Source organism: Roseburia amylophila (assembly GCF_025567465.1).
Classification (GTDB): Bacteria; Bacillota; Clostridia; order Lachnospirales; family Lachnospiraceae; genus Roseburia_C; species Roseburia_C amylophila.
In genome coordinates this window covers 1-16,997 of the sequence record NZ_JAOQKI010000024.1, presented here as the reverse complement: position 1 = coordinate 16,997, position 16,997 = coordinate 1, and the positions used below count along the sequence as shown (strand labels likewise).

The window sequence follows — 16,997 nt, the reverse complement described above, 5'->3', positions numbered from 1 at the left end:
TGATTTTTTCAGAATATTTAGGAATTGATTCCGATTATGTAATAGTAGGACTGGCAGCACTGGTATTGATACTTTTTATAGTTACCATTGTAAATATCGTCCAGATGAGTAAGTTAAAAAAGAAATATAAAAAGTTCATGTCCGGAAAAGATGCCAGGACGCTGGAAGATGTATTGAAAGAGCGTTTAGATGAAATAGATGATCTGGTTGCATCTAACAAGGCAAATAAGAAAAATATCGAAGATATATTTGCTACTTTACGTTTTACATTCCAGAAACTTGGACTTGTAAAATATGATGCCTTTAATGAGATGGGTGGAAAGCTGAGCTTTTCCCTTGCAATGTTGAATGAGCGCAATGACGGATATATCATCAATGCAATGCATAGCAGAGAAGGCTGCTATACGTATATTAAGGAAATTATTGATGGAAATTCTATTATTGCACTTTCCGAAGAAGAAAAAGAAGCTTTAGAAATGGCAATGAAATCAAAAGATGAATAAATTTAATGAATAAATTTGCAGAAAGCAGATTGTAAAAATGACAGGCATACTATATAATAGGGTATGCCTGTTTTAGGTTTTCAGATGGTATTTCAAGGAAGGAAGAACAGATTCGTGCATAGCTATTTAAGAGCAATTGGATTTCAGAACAATATGAAAAAATCTGATATAGAGAAACTCACGGATAAAATCGTTTCATCCCCGGATAGAATTGAAGTCTCAGAAGATTCCATGGGAAATGAATTTGTAGAAATGACGAAAGAGATTGCACCGGGAGCTGGAATCCGTGTTTGCGGAGAATATGCAGAAGATGGAACCTTTCATACCGAATACTATTACCCGTATGTAGAGGGTGACGGAATCACGACCCAGGAGCAGATAGAGATAGAGAAGCATTCCGAAAAAGAATCTTATGCCGGTGTCTGTGACGAAATGAAGCTGGGCGTTACATTGATTTTCTATTTACAGAATGTTGCAGAATATTTATCCGAGCATCACAGAAATCCGAAGATGCGTCCAATGTCCGCTACATTAAGTGCATTGTCATTAAATGGAAAAATCATTATGCCAATCAGCAAAAATGAAAAGCAGATCCAGAATACAAAGAAAAACAGTCAGGACCGTAATTACCTCATTGCAGCTGCAAGAGAGGGAGACGAGGATGCCATTGAAAATCTTACACTGGAAGATATTGATACTTATTCCATGTTGTCAAGACGGATAGCTAACGAGGATATCTTAAGTATTGTAGATTCCTATTTTATGCCATACGGAATCGAAAGTGACCAGTATTCCATTTTAGGTGAAATTGTAGATTACAGGATGGAGAATAATAAGATGACAGGTGATAAAATCTGTTTGCTTACACTGGACTGTAACGATTTGATATATGATGTCTGCATCAATGAAAAAGACCTTCTGGGGGAACCTGCAATTGGCAGAAGATTTAAAGGAGTCATCTGGATGCAGGGAAAAGTAAATTATTAGGTAATATTAGTTCTCATAGTTAAATGGATATAACAAGTGCCTCCTAAGGTTCAATCATGGTTGAGACTTATGGAAGTTGCGAAGTGATAAGTCAGAGTTCGATTCCAACAGGGATTGACCTGAATGTCAAAATAAGATACAATGGAAATTCATCACTAAGTGTTGAATTCATAGATATGGCAGCCGGAGCCAAAAGAGCTGAAAAGCCCGAAAATACGGCATTTGTCTCCTTAGTTAAATGGATATAACGGGGTCCTCCTAAGAGAAAGCCGAGGCATTCCCCAAAGGGAAAAAATGAAAAACAACTTTCAGTTCGAATCTATTCTGAAAAATGCCAAAGGTGACAACAAAGCATTCCCCAAATTGGGGAACGTTCTAATGTTACCAACTCGAAAAAATCTGTAGATTGACAACTCGAAAATGAGTTGATAATCTTATATATGGCCGAAGGGAAAAATTCCAGAAACCCAGTAAAATCAAGGGTTTGCGGCATGTGTCGTCATAGCTCAGCTGGATAGAGCACTCGCCTCCTAAGCGAGGGGTCGGAGGTTCAAATCCTCTTGGCGACGGGCTTCAAAGCGTTCGAAAATGTTAGCTGGATTAGCTGACAACGAACGCTTTTGTTATTTTCTAATCACGTTCGTGACACAAAATTCCATTCAAAATGATCAATTTCCAGCTAACGCAATCCGATTTTTGTTAGCTGACAGCTAATCAAAATTACCGGTTTGCAAACATGGGTTTTAGGAAGTTCAGCTAACATTTGGGTTCCGCTCTGTTGTCACCCCTTATTCGGGGATGTAAATCAGAGAAAAGGCGGGAAAAGAAACAATCTCTCCCAAACTTGCAAACATGAATTAGCTGAAACAGTATTCAATTCTATTAGCTACAGCTAATGGTCAAACAGCAATGTCTGTTTGGAACTTTACTATCTATAAAAGTTCCAGGCAGGCATTTTTTAGTGTCCTGAATCCTGGAGGAAAGGAGTCAAGATGACTGAACCAAACAGGCAATCAGGAGAAAACGAAGAAAGAATCATAGAAATTGAGATTGAGCGTCTTCGACCATTCAAAGAGCATCCGTTTCAGGTGAAAGATGATAAGGAAATGTTTCTTCTGCAGGAAAGCATTGAGAAGTATGGAATATTAAATCCGCTGATCGTCAGACCGGTACCGGATGGCTACTATGAGATCATATCCGGACACAGAAGAAAACATGCTGCGGAGAAACTTGGATACCGTAAAGTACCGGTGATCATCCGGGTATTAAGTGAAGATGATTCCATTTTAAGCATGGTAGATTCCAATCTTCACAGAGAACGGATCAGCTACAGTGAAAAAGCTTTTGCTTACAAATTAAAGAATGACGTATTGAAAAGAAAAAGTGGTCGAAAAAAGAGCCAAGTTGACCACAAAACACCAAGAAAGCGGGCGATAGAGATTATCAGCGAGGATTGTGGTGATAGCCCAAAACAAGTACAGCGTTATATCTCACTGACAAAACTGATACCGGAAATGTTGCAGAAACTGGATGATGAGATTATTTCTTTTTGTCCGGCTGTAGAGATAGCAGCATTAAGTGAAAAAGAGCAAAAGGAATTGCTTGTAGCAATGGAGTATGCACAGGCAATCCCATCACTCTCACAGGCCCAGAGGATCCGGCAACTGAGTAAAGAAAAACAGTTGTCACTGGAAAAGATGGAAGAAATCATGTGTGAAGTGAAAAAGGGTGAGATCACAAGAGTGGCATTCACAAACGAGCAGTTGCACAAGTATTTTCCAAATTCTTATACACCGGCAATGATGAAACGGGAAATACTGGCACTGTTGAAATTATGGAAAAAAGAATCATGGGAAAGTTAAAGGAGGAAGAAATCATGTGTAAAGTTATATCCGTAGTAAACCAGAAAGGTGGCGTCGGAAAGACCACAACAACCGTAAATGTAGGCATTGGACTGGCAAGAGAAGGTAAGAAAGTGTTGCTGATCGACGCGGATCCACAGGGAAGTTTAACCGCAAGTCTTGGATATGAGGAACCGGATGATCTTCGCATCACATTGGCAACGATCATGATGGATGTCATCAACGAAGAAGAAATCTCTCTGGAAGATGGGATTTTACATCACCAGGAAAATGTAGATCTTCTTCCGGCAAATATTGAGCTTTCCGCATTGGAAGTAACGATGGGAAATGTTATGAGCAGAGAAATGATCATGAAGGAATATATCGATGCGATAAGATCTCGATACGATTATATCCTGATCGACTGTATGCCGAGCCTTGGTATGATGACAATCAATGCACTGGTCTCTTCCGATTCCGTGCTGATACCTGTGCAAGCCGCATATCTGCCGGTGAAAGGGCTTCAGCAGCTGATTAAGACCATTCTTACAGTAAAGAAAAGACTGAACCGGAAACTGGCGATTGAGGGCATTCTGTTGACTATGGTTGATTTCAGAACCAATTACGCAAGGGACATTGCATCAAGAGTACATACAACCTACGGAAGTCAGATCGAGGTATTTGAAAATGTGATTCCGATGTCTGTAAAAGCAGCTGAGACCAGTGCAGAGGGAAAAAGTATCTACATGCACTGTCCAAAAGGAAAAGTTGCCGAAGCATATAAGAACTTAACACAGGAGGTTTTGAAGAATGAAAAATAGAAGTGGCGAAAAGATTAAACTGGCAAGCATAGATGAACTGCTTGGTGTGGTAAATGAAGAATCTGCAATGGAGATAGAAATCAGTAAGATCCATCCGTTTAAGAATCATCCGTTCAAGGTGCTGGATGATGAAAAGATGCAGGACCTGGTTGAAAGCGTAAAGATCAATGGAGTACTGACACCGGTACTACTTCGCATGGATGAAAATGAAGAATATGAAATGGTATCCGGTCACAGAAGAATGCATGCAGCACAGCTGGCAGGACTTACGACTATTCCGGCAATCGTAAGAGAATTATCGGATGATGATGCCATTGTGGCGATGGTGGACGCTAACATTCAGCGAGAGGAACTGTTGCCGAGTGAGAAAGCTTTTGCTTATAAGATGAAACTTGAGGCAATGAAAAGACAGGGTGTCAGAACAGATTTAACTTGTGTACAAAATGAACACAAGTTAGGTAAAAAGTCACGAGAATTATTGGGTGAGCAAGTTGGAATAAGCAGTGTGCAGGTGACTCGTTACATTAGACTGACAGAGTTGATACCAGAACTTCTTGATCTGGTAGATAACAAAAAGCTTCAGTTCACGGTTGCTGTCGATATCTCCTACATCGATAAGGAAGTACAGGAATGGATTTACGAATATATCAGCGACACTGGATTTATCAAGCCCAAACAGATTGCAGCACTTAGAAATCAACTGAATAATGGACCAATTAATCAGATTCAGATGTTATCGATTTTCAATAACTGTGTGATGGCAAAGAAAGTATCCCGGTCTCTCACTTTCTCAGAAAAGAAACTAACAAAGTACTTTCCGGATGATTATACAGCCAAAGATATGGAGCAGGTGATTGAATCATTATTAGAAAAATGGATGCAGGAACAGTCCTGTTAAGGATAGAAAAAGCTAAGAAAACAAAGTCAAAGAAGTTTAAAAAGAGGACTTCTTAGCAGAAAATGAAAGGAGGAAATTATGGAGAAAAAAATGACATTTAATTATTTTTACGGTACCGAAGCTGATCAGTTCAGCTTCTACCGCATACCAAAAGTATTATTTACAGACAGTTATTTTAAAGATTTATCGAGCGATGCTAAAATTTTATATGGACTGATGTTGGATCGAATGTCTCTTTCCATCAAGAATCAGTGGTTTGACGACAAAAACAGAGCATATATCTACTTTTCCATCGAAGATATCATGGAATTACTGAACTGTGGCAGAAATAAAGCCATTAAATCCATGAGAGAACTGGATGACGAAACAGGAATTGGTCTGATTGAGAAACGCAGACAGGGATTTGGAAAGGTGAACGTTATCTACGTGAAAACCTTTATGCCTGAGAAAACAGATGAGAAAAAATTTGGAGAGGAATTAAAGAAGTTTAAAAAACAAACTTCTGTGGAAAATGAGGAATCTACAGAAGTTTACAATTCAAACTTCATGAAGTCCCAAAATCAAACTTCTAGAAGTCCCGAAAACAAACTTCAAGAAGTTTACATTTCAAACCCTAATAATACTAATCTTAGTGATACTGAAATGAATGATAATAAATCTAATCATATCATATCTGTGGATGAGAAAAGATTTGATAGCGATAATCACTCTGAGGATTATCAGGCTTATGAAAACCTTGTCAAAGAGACCATTGATTATGAATCACTGGAAGTAACCCATCATGACGATATGCGACAGGTAGATGAAATCGTGAACCTGATCGTAGAAACTGTGATGTGTAAAAACGACAAGATATTGATTGCCAGCAATTGGTATCCGGCATCACTGGTGAAGAAAAAATTTCTGATGCTGACCTATTCACATATCGAGTATGTCTTACACTGTATGAGTGGTAACACCACAAAGGTGAAGAATATCAAGAAATATTTGTTAGCAGCCCTGTTTAATGCACCGTCAACGATGAACGGGTATTATCAGGCAGAGGTGAACCATGATATGCCAGGACTGGTAAGATAGGAGGTGCACATGTTTATTTTAAAATTTGCTGGGAAGATATTATTACTGCCGGTATGGCTGATCCTTTTTGTGATCGGCTTGGCAGTAAAAATGACAGTACATACTTATGCGGTTGTCAGAGGGATCCTTGGGTTTATTTTCACTTTGTTGATTATAGCGACTGCATACTGTTATCATGACTGGGTACAGGTTGCATTTCTGTTTGTGCTGAGTGTAATTCTGTATCTGATCCTGTTTGCAGGAATATTTGTAGATACTGTACTGGACATGACAAGAGAACGTATTATTGATTTTATTATATCGTGAGGAGGATATGAAAATGAGCGAAAACAATGATTATATTCAGTTACCACCACTTAAAAAAGACACACCATCCGATGTGGTAGCATTTATGTGGGAGTACATGAAAGTACCGGAGAATTCAAGAGAAAAAGTTAAGAATCTACTTAAAGATGCAAATGAAAATGGGGTAAAATTAAGTCATCAGGCACCAACACTGTATGATGTTGTCCCAAAAGAAGAAATTGCTGAATTTGAAGAGCTTATGCGCAAAACCATAGCTGACATTGTATCAGAATCCAGTAGCGTTGCCTGTTGGGTGTATGTGCAGAAATACGTGAAACAGAAAACTCTTGACGAAATGCTGCAAGAATTGCCAGGAGCAGGCCAGTTCATCATTGTCATGGATACCTGGTTCGAAAGACTGATGGCGGAATAATGGATGCTATGATAGAATAAAGAAAACGATTTGAAGTGCAAATCGGAATTTGATGAAGAAGCAAAAATGTATGCATGGGCACCGTTGGGATGTGGTAATTATGCCCCTAACTTTTTTGGGACTTCTGTGCCGGAGGTGGTGGAAGTAAGAGAAAATCCAGATGGTACGGTTACATTAACGGTAAATGCAGTATGCGACATGGTTATCTGTGATGATGCTCTTATTACGCATGATTTAACAGTGAAATTCAAAGAAGATGGGAGTTTTCAATATTTAGGGAATGAAATCCGGAAAGAGGATAGAAACAATGTCCCGGAATATCAGTATCGTGTGAAGGGAGAAATCAAGAATGGTAGTTGAAGAATTTCATGATCAGAAAATTATATATCACTTAAATATAGACGAAGAAGTAAACAATATTTTAATGCATCTTAGTTCGTTAAAAACTATAAAGACTAATAGAGTAATCAAAGGTACAACTTTGGTGGGTGCTTTTTATATCTTTTCTTTAGCATTTTATTCATACTTGTTTCATATATTATTTGCATGGATATTTTTATTGTTAAGTATTGGATTTGCTGCAATAGGTTTAAGTGTAGAAAAATTACAAAAAGTATTTATGAGAGCAATCATAAATAAAGAAAAACAGAAAATGAATAATGAGCGAAAATATGTGTTTTCAAAAGAAGGTGTGGATATAGTCACACAGGCTGGAGCTACACATAATTATTGGAGTTCATTTGTTAATAAGGGAGAGATTGAAAATCATATTTATTTGGTTCGTAAAGACAATAAAGTTATATTGATCAATAAAAATGTTCTATCTGAAAATGAATTACTGTTGCTTAGAAGTTTTATTCAAGATATAGAAACAGAACAGTTAGAAACGGAAAATAAAATGTCTTTTAAAATGAAGGCATTGGTGGTTGTTACGATGATTACTATTATTGTTTCATTGATATATACTGGCATTAAAATCGGATATCCTTTATCAAATGGAGAGATTTTTCGTTTATGGTTTATAAGAACAGTTCCTATCATACAATTTTTAATTCTACAATGTTTGAATATTATATGGACGTGTGTTTTGTCTAGGACAATAAAGAAGAACAAAAAGAAATCTTTATTGAAAAGAATTTTTTTATGGGCAGTCGGAATAATTGTAGTGCTAACAATGGCATTGGGGATATTTGTGACCATGTTAAATGAAGATTCAGAACATTATAATAGTAATGGAACCGTGATAGTTAAAACTCCTGTGTGGTTAGATAAACCATCGTATAGACTGTATAAAGAAGAAAATATTCTGGTTCTTCGGTTCTTAAGAAATGCAGATGGAATAGATGATATAAATGCTTCAACTACACAGCAGGAATATATAGATAAATATATAGCTAAAAAGTATGGGTATTTAGAGAAAAAATCAGAACATCAAGATGACGATAAAAATGAATCACGTCAAAACGATATGACAATCGAAAGTCAACAAGATTCAAAAAAAATCAAGAAAATAGACGAAGGCTATCAAAAAATATATCAAACCTATATAAAGGAAACTGATGCAGAATATAGAAAAGACTATAATGCAAAGGGGTATAGCTATATTGTTACCTACGAAGATGAAACGCAGATTAGATATCTAATGTATGATCGTGATAATCAAGAAGGAACAAAGACTCAATATGTGTATTATAAAAATATAAAAAGTACAGATGGATCATGGAGTATGATGGATGCTGAAATTTTAGATATGTACCAGTATGATTACGAATCAAAAGAGGTAAAGGATTTACAAAAGACTTCCTGGTAAATTTAAAAAGAGATCCATTGAATATGAATAGTTACTACATCTCTGGAAAGCCTTGATAAGGTTTTTCAGAGATTTTTCTTTTTATTGGCTACATCTGCCAGTTGGCTACTATCTGGGACTGTTGTTCCGTTGATAAGATTTTCAAGTTGTTGTGCGACTTCGGCTTGTTTGTTTGGATACAGATGACTATAAGTATTTAAGGTTTGAAAGAATTGTAGAGCAGATGAAACAGGCACAGGGGATCACGGAACAGTTAAAGGCAGAAAATCAGATGGAATGGGTAGCGAGAATGAACAATATATAATCGTGTGCAAGGGAGATTGTGGATACAGAGATGGTTTATCAATAATGGAAATAAAATGAAGGAGAAAAGGCGGCAGTTTAGAAAGGCTGTTGCCTTTTAGGAATTGTTGTTTATTTGTTGTTTTTTATAAGCTATACTATAAGGAAAAGATAACATTAGAGCCAGAGGTGAAATTTATGAACTATAAAATTTTAATGGTTGATGATGATAGAGAATTGCTAAAAATGCTGAATCAATACTTTACATTGAAGAATTATACGGTAATGATTGCAGAAAATGGCATAGAAGCAATGGAAAAGATAAGTGCAAATCCCGATATTATTTTATTGGACGTAAATATGCCGGGAATGGACGGAATTGAAGTGTGCAGAAGAATCAGAGATATGGTTTCCTGTCCGATTATTTTTTTGACTGCAAAAGTAGAAGAACAGGATCGAGTAATGGGATTGTTGTCTGGTGGTGATGATTATGTTTTAAAACCATTCAGTTTGAAAGAATTAGATGCTAGAATTATTGCCCATTTGAAACGTGAAGAACGTTTACATAGGAAAAAAGAACAAAGGTTTTATGGAGAATTAGTGATTGACTATGCCAGTAAATGTGTACATATTAAAGGGAATGCTTTAGAGCTTACGAAATTAGAGTATGAGATCATAGAATTTTTGTCTATGAACCCTGAAATGGTATTTGATAAAGAACGAATCTATGAGAAGATTGGCGGATATGATGCAGAAGGGGACAGCCGGGTGGTTACGGAGTTGATTCGCAGAATCCGCAAGAAAATGAAAATGTATTCGGAACACGAATATATTGCAACGGTATGGGGGAGGGGATATAAATGGGCAAAATAAAAAATCTTTCGTTAAGGAAAACCATTGTTTTGTATATGATAATTAGTTTAATAATTAGTTTTTATCTTTCAGCACTAATTATGCGAATAGCAAGCACAGTACAAAACAACATTTGGTGGAATTATGTAGACCAAGAAGAATATTTTGAAATGGCTGAAGGGGATGGTAGAAGGTATTTGCCAGATGTTCCGAGACCACATTCTTATGAAATGAAAGAATTTGATTATCATGTATCGGAAATATGTGATTTTCTTCAGACATTTACAGTGCTTATCGTATCTGTTGCAGGGAGTATTATAGCGGTATTTCTTTTTTATAAGCATAAACTGAAATGCCCTATCGAAGAATTAGAACTGGCTTCCCGACAAGTTGGTCGAAATAATTTAGATTTCCATATCACTTATGAAAATGAAGATGAGATGGGCGGATTGTGCAAAGAGTTTGAACGAATGAGAGGACAGCTGGCAGAGAATAATCAACAGTTATGGAAAATGCTTGAGGAAGAAAAGGCTTTGCGGGCTGCCATTGCACATGATATACGTTCTCCGCTCTCTGTGCTGGAGGGGTATCAGGAAATGCTTTCAGAATATCTTCCGAAGAAAGAGATAAATATGGAGCAAGCCTTAGAAATGGTAAATGAAAGCAAAAAACAGATTGAACGTATGGATATCTTTGTGGAAACTATGCGAAAGATGAGCAGTTTAGATAGAAGGGAGTTAGTAGCAGAAGAAATTACCAGTAAACAGGTAGAAATAGACGTACGGGCAGAGATGAACGTGTTTAGGAAAAAATTTGGAAAGCTATATGAATTAGAATGTTCGGAAACAGAAGAAAAATTTTCAGGAGATAAGGAAGTGATTTTAGAGGTTATAGAAAACCTTTTGTCAAATGCCTTTCGTTACGCCAAGACAAAAGTGGAAATGGAAGTGTTTCTTACCTGTTCTGAATTACAGATCAGAATAAAGGATGATGGAGTGGGATTTACAATAGATAAGCAAAAGGCAACAGAGCTTTTTTATCAGCAAAATGTGAAAGACAGTTTGAAACATTCAGGAATGGGCATGTATATCAGCAGATTGTATTGTGAAAAGCATGGTGGTCAGTTACTGATAGAAAATGAAAAACAGAGTGGAGCTGTAATAACAGCAGTATTTCATCGGATTGCATGAGCGGTCCGATTTTTTTATGCTGTTGTCTTTTTGTTGTGATTTATATTTTATGATGTCTATAACGAAGGAAAGGAGGAATACGTATGATTGCTATTTTTAAAAGAGAGATTAGGAATTATCTAAAGCGACCGTTATTTTGGGTAGGTGTTCTGCTTGTGATTTATGGTGTGTTTAATGCGACAAGTCCATATTTAACCACACATTATCTTACAACGGGGGAGGAAATCATCAATGATCAGTCCAACACTTCGGTTGAAGGAGAAGTGTATGAGGGCTATATTCCAGCCACGCCTGAAAAGCACAGAGAGGTATGGCATGAAAAGGTAAAAATAAAATTAACGGATGTGTTTGGATTGACGGATTCAGAAGCACAGAATGTCATTGAAAAGCTGGAAAGCATGAATTTAAAAGAGGCCTATGCGTATTTGGAGCAGGAATATGACTGGTACGGGGCAAGGTATTTATACGAGGACAGTACGTATTATAAGGGAACGGCAGAAGAAATCAACGCATATCTAGATAAAAAATTGGAAGATAAGACATTTTCTTTTTATTACGCAAGAAAATTTGCTGATTTTGCGGGTCTGTATATGGTGTTTTTTGCAATTATTATGTTGGCGGTTTTATTTTTACAAGATACAAAAAAGCATACTTATGAATTGTTGCATACAAAGCCTGTGACTGCCGGGAAGTATGTAATGGGAAAAGTGAGTGCAGGATTTACAATTTGTTTGCTTGTGCTAACTATTTTGAATATACTGTTTTGGGTATTGTGCCGCATCTATACAAAGGATAGTGGATTTGAAGTGCGACTATGGGATTTTGTGGCTTCTACGGTACTTTATATATTGCCTAATATGCTGATGATTGTGAGTATATATACATTGATTTCACTCATATTTAAAAATCCACTTCCGGGTGTACCACTTTTGATTCTTTATATGGTGTATTCCAATTTGGGCGGAACTAATGCAGAGGGAGTTTACGGATATTGGGGCAAACCTTTGGCAATCATGGTACGATTTCCGGGGCAGCTTTTTGATACGACACCGCCCCCGATGGCGCTCTTAAATCAAAGTTTTCTTATTATTGTATCGGTAGTAATTATACTGATTTCGATACAGATTTGGAAGCGGAGGCGAATATAAATGAAGAAGGAAATGAAGATTGTTCTGCCATTTTATAAAATTGCTTATGCAGTATCCTTTGTTGTAATTTTAAGTGTGATTCGTGCAGTTGTTTTCACGTATGAAATAGGACTATCCATAGAGCCGCCTTTTGCGATATTGACTGCTGTTTTTTGTGCAGATACTTATGTGCAGGAAATTACAAGCAACCGTTCCGAAGTTCAGAGACTGTATCAGATAAAAAAGAGAATCTATTCTATTATACAGAGACTGATGATACAGGGAACTTTTTTGCTGCTGCTCGCTGTTCTTGGATATGGATTGTTTTTTGCGTTTCAGAAACCAATTACACATCCAGTAACAGAAAGTGAAATACTTCAGTTTATTACCTGTTTTGGGGCGATTGTAGTAACTATTTTCTTTTGGGGAATATTGGCTAATACATTGTCTATGCTTTTTCGCAATATGTGGATGGGAATTGGAAGCAGTCTTTTGATATGGGTAGCAACAAATTCCACAGGTGGAGATAAACTTTTTGGAGCATGGAATCTGTTTTCTTATTCTTTTAGAGATATAGAAAATACTGCCGATATTACATGGCTGTATGGGAAAGGCTTGTGTATTTGTATCGGACTGATTTTGTTACTGGCATTGCCGAAGATCGTAAGAAAGAGAGGGTAAATTTATGAGTATTCATATTGAGGATTTAACGGTAAGATTTAAGAATAGTGTCACAGCAATCGACCATGCAGATTTAGATATACCAAATGGGATATTTGGACTATTGGGAGAAAATGGAGCGGGAAAGACAACTTTGATGAGAGTTTTGACCACTGTGCTTAAACCTACAAACGGAATGGTTACATTAGACGGAATTTTGTATAGCGAAGGAAACTATGAAAAAATCCAAAGAAAGATAGGGTATTTACCACAGGAAATTGAACTGTATCCTAATTTGACGGTTCAGGAGTGTTTGGAGTATATGGGAGATCTGGCAGGTGTTCCGAAAGCAGAATGTAGAAAGCGGATAGATTATTATTTGAAAAAGACCAGTCTTATAGAACATCGTAAGAAGAAAATGAAGCAGTTATCAGGCGGTATGAAGCGACGGGTAGGATTGGTGCAGGCGCTTTTAAATGAACCGGAATTTTTAATTGTGGATGAGCCAACTACCGGTTTAGATCCAGAGGAACGTATTCGCATCCGCAATTTGTTAGTAGATTTTTCTGAAAACAGAACGGTTTTGTTTTCAACTCATGTGGTAGAAGACTTAGCTGCCACCTGCAATCAGCTTGCAATTATGCATAAAGGTCGATTTCTGTATGCGGGTTCTATGAAGAATTTGACAGAAGAAGCACAGGGGAAAATCTGGATTTGCAAAGTACCTGATGAGAGAAAAGCAAGAGAAGTGGAACAGAAGTATCGTATTACATCTAAACAGTATGTTGAGGGGGGATTGCAGTTAAGAGTGATTTCTGAAATACAGCCAGAATTGGAGTGTATGTCAATTCCTGCAACGTTGGAAGATGCTTATATTTATGTGACGAATCAATACGAGTAGATAAAGCACCATCTGATGCTTTACTACCAGTTGCACGTTGTTCGCTTTGAATATTTGTGGAGAAAAAGTATGTATTATTTTGGCTTTCTATAAAACCTATAAACCAGCCATTTATATCCTGCCCGTTCACTCGTCCGGTTCCGGTTTTTCCATAAATTCTCCATTTTCAGAGGCGGTAAGATGGATGGAATTTTTGACGGCATGAATATTAGCAGGAGTAAAGTTGAAGTTGTTTCGATATAAATTTTTCAAAAGTTCAACTTGTTCTACTGGTGAAATCTTTAAGGATGACTGCATCCAGTAGGAAGAGAAATCTCCGGATATATTTTTATTGCCATATCCTATTTGCTGAAGGTATGAATTTATAGTGGAAGATCCGAGCTGCTTGTCGATTGATTCAAAATACCAGTTTATAGAGTTAAAAAATATAAGTTAAGGAGGCATGTATTATGAAAAAAGTAATCTATCTGCTTGTATTATGTATGGTGCTGGGAATGGCTGGATGTGGAACGAATCAAGAAAATAAAGAACCTGTGTCTGGAAATGTGTCCGTAGAAACAGAGAATAAAGAAAATGATGATGTAGTACAAAATGAGCAAATAGCAGATACTGGCTCATATCCTCCATGTGTTATGGTTGATGGTGTTATATATAAAGACACAGGATATGTAGCGTCAATGCCTGGTTGTGGAACAATGGATGGAGAAATTGTGTCAACAGTGGCAGGGACAGAGTTACCATCTGAAAATAATCAATCAAATTTCGGAAGCGGATATCATTATCAAAGGAGTTCTGAAGGTCAGCTCATAGTAGTCATTGATGACGAACGAATCATATTTAGAGATATTGAAAAAGATGATACGTCTATTCCAATAGAGGTTATCAATTTTAATGCAAAAGTAAAAGAAATTACCGATGATGGAGAACTTCTTGTAACGCATGTGAGTACAGCTGAAGGCTTTTGTCAGATGAATGATGGAGAGTATTATGTATCGGCAGAAAATTTAGCGGAAAATGTTCAGGTGGGAGATATCGTTACAATATGGTTTAATGGAATGATTCAAGAAACATACCCTGCTCAATTGGGGGTAGTTTATAGAATCATTAAAACACAATAATTAGTCAAATTCTTATTTATGGAGGTATATATTATGAGAGTAATCATTTCAATCATTCTTATGGTAATTGCAGCGTTGGTCGGTTTTTTCTTTGGTGCTGGAATGAACGAAGCAATGGGTGGAGCAATACTACTTTCAATGATTACAGGTTTTGCTTGCACTATTAATGCTATTGAAAAGAACAAGAAGGACTGACAACTTCAAGTTTGCCGAAATATCTTTCTAACTTTCCCTATTTTACAAGCTTTTCAGCCCATTCATTAGTGAAATGATATGTATTTTCCCTTATTTTTGCCCTTATGAGATAATCGTAAGGGAAATAAGGGAAAGTTTTATTTAGTCGTTGCCTGCCACTTTATCAAGTAACTTTGCGGATTCCCGCTTGGCTTTTCTTGTGGAATGGGCGTAGACATTCATTGTGGTACTGACATCTGAGTGTCCTAACAGTTCCTGTACATCTTTCGGAGCTGCTCCATTTGCCAGAAGGTTGCTTGTGTAGGTGTGTCGCAACTGGTGAAAATGAAATCCTTCAAATCCATCCAGTTTCTGAGCAATCTTCCTGCAAACAATTCCTAACGTGCTTGGCAGTTCCAAACTTCCATTCGGTCTTAAGCAGACAAAGGATATTTCCTTATAATCTTCTGGAACATTCTCTGTTCCGTCCAAATGATAGAACTCATAGTAAACTCTGTTTTTGTCTTTTACTTCTCTGTAGTAGTTTTTGTGGTAAAGTTCTCCGTACTGCATTCGGTTTTTAAGCTGTTCCTTTTGGGCATTACGAAGAATCTCTGCCAGTGTATCTCCAAAATCAACAATCCTTACCTTTTTTCGTTTGGTTGGTCCGATGATATTCTTGTGCCTTGAACCATCATAGCGGATACTGCGTCTGATTGTAAGGCACTGTTCTTCAAGATTTACATCCTGCCATGCCAGACCACAGGCTTCACCGATACGAAGTCCTGCATAATAAGCTATCTGGATTGGAAGTATTGCCGGTGGATTGTAATCCTGTAGAAATTCAATCAGTCTTTCATAATCCTCTCGTGGAATTGGCTGTATATCGCCATCCATGTCATCATCAGAAAACAGGTCAACCTCATCCGTCTGGTATTTCAGCTTAATATACTGCATCGGATTGAAAGTGATATATTGCTTTGGTGATACTGCAAACCGGAATGACTGCTGTAATACTGCCGAGAAAGAACGAATGTAATCTTTGCTATAACCTTTTCTTTCTGAACCATCTGGATAAGTGCCACCAAAGGAAAGCAGATCGAAGAAGGCTTGTAAATGCTCAGATGTTACATTTTTCAACTTTCTCTCTGAAATTGGATGCTTCTTGATGTTGGTAATTGCACCGAGGTAATTCTGGACTGTCCCATTACTGAGAGTACCGGTCTTTAATTCTTCCTCTGCCCATATATCAAGTAATTCTCCAACTGTAATATTTTCCGACTTTGCAATGAATTTCTTGCTTTCGTAATCGTCCATTGCCTGACGGAGCAGTTTTTCCGTTTCACTTTTACTTTCTGTTCCAGCGTATTCTTTCTGAACCAGATTGCCGCTTGAATCTTCTACATAGAAGCGGTAGTACCATTTCTTTCCTTTTTTTCTTACAGATCCTTTTGCCATAATCGTGTGTCTCCTTTCGATATCAGACAATCGGAACTGATGAAATGCTTCTTGCGTGTAGGCATCTTATGGACAAGTCCATAAGCCAATTCGCCGCTCGTCAAAACTGTAAACAGCCTGACTCGCTCGTGCTCATTGTATCATAACTCCGGTTGTCGTTCTATACCGAATCGGAATCCTCATACAAAACTTCTGATAAAAGATTTTCAAGCCTTTGTTCTGCTGCTTCCGGTTTCTTGGAATAGAGTCTTACGATATCTGCCATGTCATTAAAGGCATTGACGGTATGGGTGATTTCCCGGAGAAACATAATCTCGTTATATTCATCATTCGATTCAAACCCCATTACTTTTGCAATATCCGCTTCATTCGTGCTGCCCTTGTAATTCTTGCAGGCAAACTGGAATGATTCCAGAAACAGGTTATATTGCTTTAACATTAACAGCAGTAAATCTTTTGAAAAAGCATCTTCCTTTTTACTAAGGTCGAGAGGTAACTGTTGGAGAATATCGCCCATTGCATCACGAATCTGTAATTCTTTCTTATCCGTAATATCGGTTTCGTATTCATCGGTTTCCCC

The 16,997-nt window shown here is 37.3% G+C and carries 20 protein-coding genes, 1 tRNA gene and 2 pseudogenes; 19 read left to right on the top strand and 4 right to left on the bottom strand.

Annotated features, from left to right (window positions below):
• Positions 1–2: 2 nt before the first annotated feature.
• From OCV43_RS12455 to OCV43_RS12375, 17 genes and pseudogenes are all read left to right on the top strand, one after another.
• Positions 3–503 carry a DUF4446 family protein gene (locus tag OCV43_RS12455; RefSeq protein ID WP_117699147.1) on the top strand — a complete coding sequence of 167 codons (501 nt, stop codon included), beginning with the start codon at positions 3–5 and terminating at the stop codon, positions 501–503.
• Positions 504–617: 114 nt separating this feature from the next.
• Positions 618–1,490, top strand: a complete 873-nt coding sequence (locus OCV43_RS12450) for a DUF3881 family protein (protein ID WP_022242309.1) — start codon at positions 618–620, stop codon at positions 1,488–1,490.
• A 495-nt stretch (positions 1,491–1,985) separates the two neighbouring features.
• Positions 1,986–2,059: transfer RNA gene (locus OCV43_RS12445), tRNA-Arg, on the top strand.
• Between the two features lie 423 nt (positions 2,060–2,482).
• Entirely contained in the window at positions 2,483–3,352 is an 870-nt protein-coding gene (locus tag OCV43_RS12440) for a ParB/RepB/Spo0J family partition protein (protein ID WP_055225867.1), read from the top strand.
• Positions 3,353–3,366: 14 nt separating this feature from the next.
• Complete coding sequence (locus tag OCV43_RS12435) at positions 3,367–4,152, top strand: ParA family protein (protein ID WP_055225992.1); 786 nt, start codon at positions 3,367–3,369, stop codon at positions 4,150–4,152.
• Complete coding sequence (locus OCV43_RS12430; protein ID WP_005423533.1) at positions 4,142–5,050, top strand: ParB/RepB/Spo0J family partition protein; 909 nt, start codon at positions 4,142–4,144, stop codon at positions 5,048–5,050. Before OCV43_RS12435 ends, OCV43_RS12430 begins: the two co-directional genes overlap by 11 nt.
• 78 nt (positions 5,051–5,128) lie before the next feature.
• Positions 5,129–6,127: a DUF6017 domain-containing protein gene (locus OCV43_RS12425; RefSeq protein WP_005423535.1), complete on the top strand. Its 999-nt coding sequence runs from the start codon at positions 5,129–5,131 to the stop codon at positions 6,125–6,127.
• A 9-nt stretch (positions 6,128–6,136) separates the two neighbouring features.
• Positions 6,137–6,433 (top strand): hypothetical protein, encoded by a 297-nt coding sequence (locus OCV43_RS12420; protein ID WP_055225870.1) that lies wholly within the window; start codon positions 6,137–6,139, stop codon positions 6,431–6,433.
• A 7-nt stretch (positions 6,434–6,440) separates the two neighbouring features.
• A complete protein-coding gene (locus OCV43_RS12415) occupies positions 6,441–6,845 on the top strand; it encodes a hypothetical protein (protein WP_055225872.1) in 405 nt (134 codons plus the stop codon).
• Between the two features lie 30 nt (positions 6,846–6,875).
• Entirely contained in the window at positions 6,876–7,205 is a 330-nt protein-coding gene (locus OCV43_RS12410; RefSeq protein ID WP_106492073.1) for a DUF6070 family protein, read from the top strand.
• Positions 7,195–8,655: a YcxB family protein gene (locus tag OCV43_RS12405; RefSeq protein ID WP_055182928.1), complete on the top strand. Its 1,461-nt coding sequence runs from the start codon at positions 7,195–7,197 to the stop codon at positions 8,653–8,655. Before OCV43_RS12410 ends, OCV43_RS12405 begins: the two co-directional genes overlap by 11 nt.
• Before the next feature lie 196 nt (positions 8,656–8,851).
• A pseudogene (locus tag OCV43_RS12400) lies at positions 8,852–8,959 on the top strand (TnpV protein); the annotation flags it as partial.
• Positions 8,960–9,135: 176 nt separating this feature from the next.
• Positions 9,136–9,810, top strand: coding sequence for a response regulator transcription factor (locus OCV43_RS12395; protein WP_025580965.1), 675 nt, complete (start codon positions 9,136–9,138; stop codon positions 9,808–9,810).
• Positions 9,811–9,959: 149 nt separating this feature from the next.
• A complete protein-coding gene (locus OCV43_RS12390) occupies positions 9,960–10,979 on the top strand; it encodes a HAMP domain-containing sensor histidine kinase (protein WP_243006688.1) in 1,020 nt (339 codons plus the stop codon).
• A gap of 83 nt (positions 10,980–11,062) precedes the next feature.
• Positions 11,063–12,127, top strand: a complete 1,065-nt coding sequence (locus OCV43_RS12385) for an ABC transporter permease (RefSeq protein ID WP_022037030.1) — start codon at positions 11,063–11,065, stop codon at positions 12,125–12,127.
• Entirely contained in the window at positions 12,128–12,787 is a 660-nt protein-coding gene (locus tag OCV43_RS12380) for a hypothetical protein (protein ID WP_015521696.1), read from the top strand.
• A 4-nt stretch (positions 12,788–12,791) separates the two neighbouring features.
• A complete protein-coding gene (locus OCV43_RS12375) occupies positions 12,792–13,667 on the top strand; it encodes an ABC transporter ATP-binding protein (protein ID WP_015521697.1) in 876 nt (291 codons plus the stop codon).
• Positions 13,668–13,740: 73 nt separating this feature from the next.
• Here OCV43_RS12375 and OCV43_RS14185 read toward each other — a convergent pair.
• Positions 13,741–13,797, bottom strand: a pseudogene (locus OCV43_RS14185) (hypothetical protein); the annotation flags it as partial.
• Complete coding sequence (locus OCV43_RS14180) at positions 13,794–14,033, bottom strand: penicillin-binding transpeptidase domain-containing protein (RefSeq protein ID WP_333491578.1); 240 nt, start codon at positions 14,031–14,033, stop codon at positions 13,794–13,796. The gene OCV43_RS14180 and the pseudogene OCV43_RS14185, both read right to left, overlap by 4 nt.
• An 83-nt stretch (positions 14,034–14,116) precedes the next feature.
• Here OCV43_RS14180 and OCV43_RS12365 point away from each other — a divergent pair, with 83 nt between their 5' ends.
• Positions 14,117–14,785, top strand: coding sequence for a hypothetical protein (locus OCV43_RS12365; RefSeq protein ID WP_117947910.1), 669 nt, complete (start codon positions 14,117–14,119; stop codon positions 14,783–14,785).
• 33 nt (positions 14,786–14,818) lie between these two features.
• Complete coding sequence (locus tag OCV43_RS12360; protein ID WP_015554547.1) at positions 14,819–14,980, top strand: hypothetical protein; 162 nt, start codon at positions 14,819–14,821, stop codon at positions 14,978–14,980.
• A 141-nt stretch (positions 14,981–15,121) separates the two neighbouring features.
• Here OCV43_RS12360 and OCV43_RS12355 read toward each other — a convergent pair whose 3' ends face one another.
• Positions 15,122–16,417 carry a tyrosine-type recombinase/integrase gene (locus OCV43_RS12355; RefSeq protein WP_262624239.1) on the bottom strand — a complete coding sequence of 432 codons (1,296 nt, stop codon included), beginning with the start codon at positions 16,415–16,417 and terminating at the stop codon, positions 15,122–15,124.
• Positions 16,418–16,577: 160 nt separating this feature from the next.
• Positions 16,578–16,997, bottom strand: a 420-nt coding sequence (locus OCV43_RS12350) for a transcriptional regulator (RefSeq protein WP_262624238.1), incomplete at its 5' end; no start/stop codon positions are given.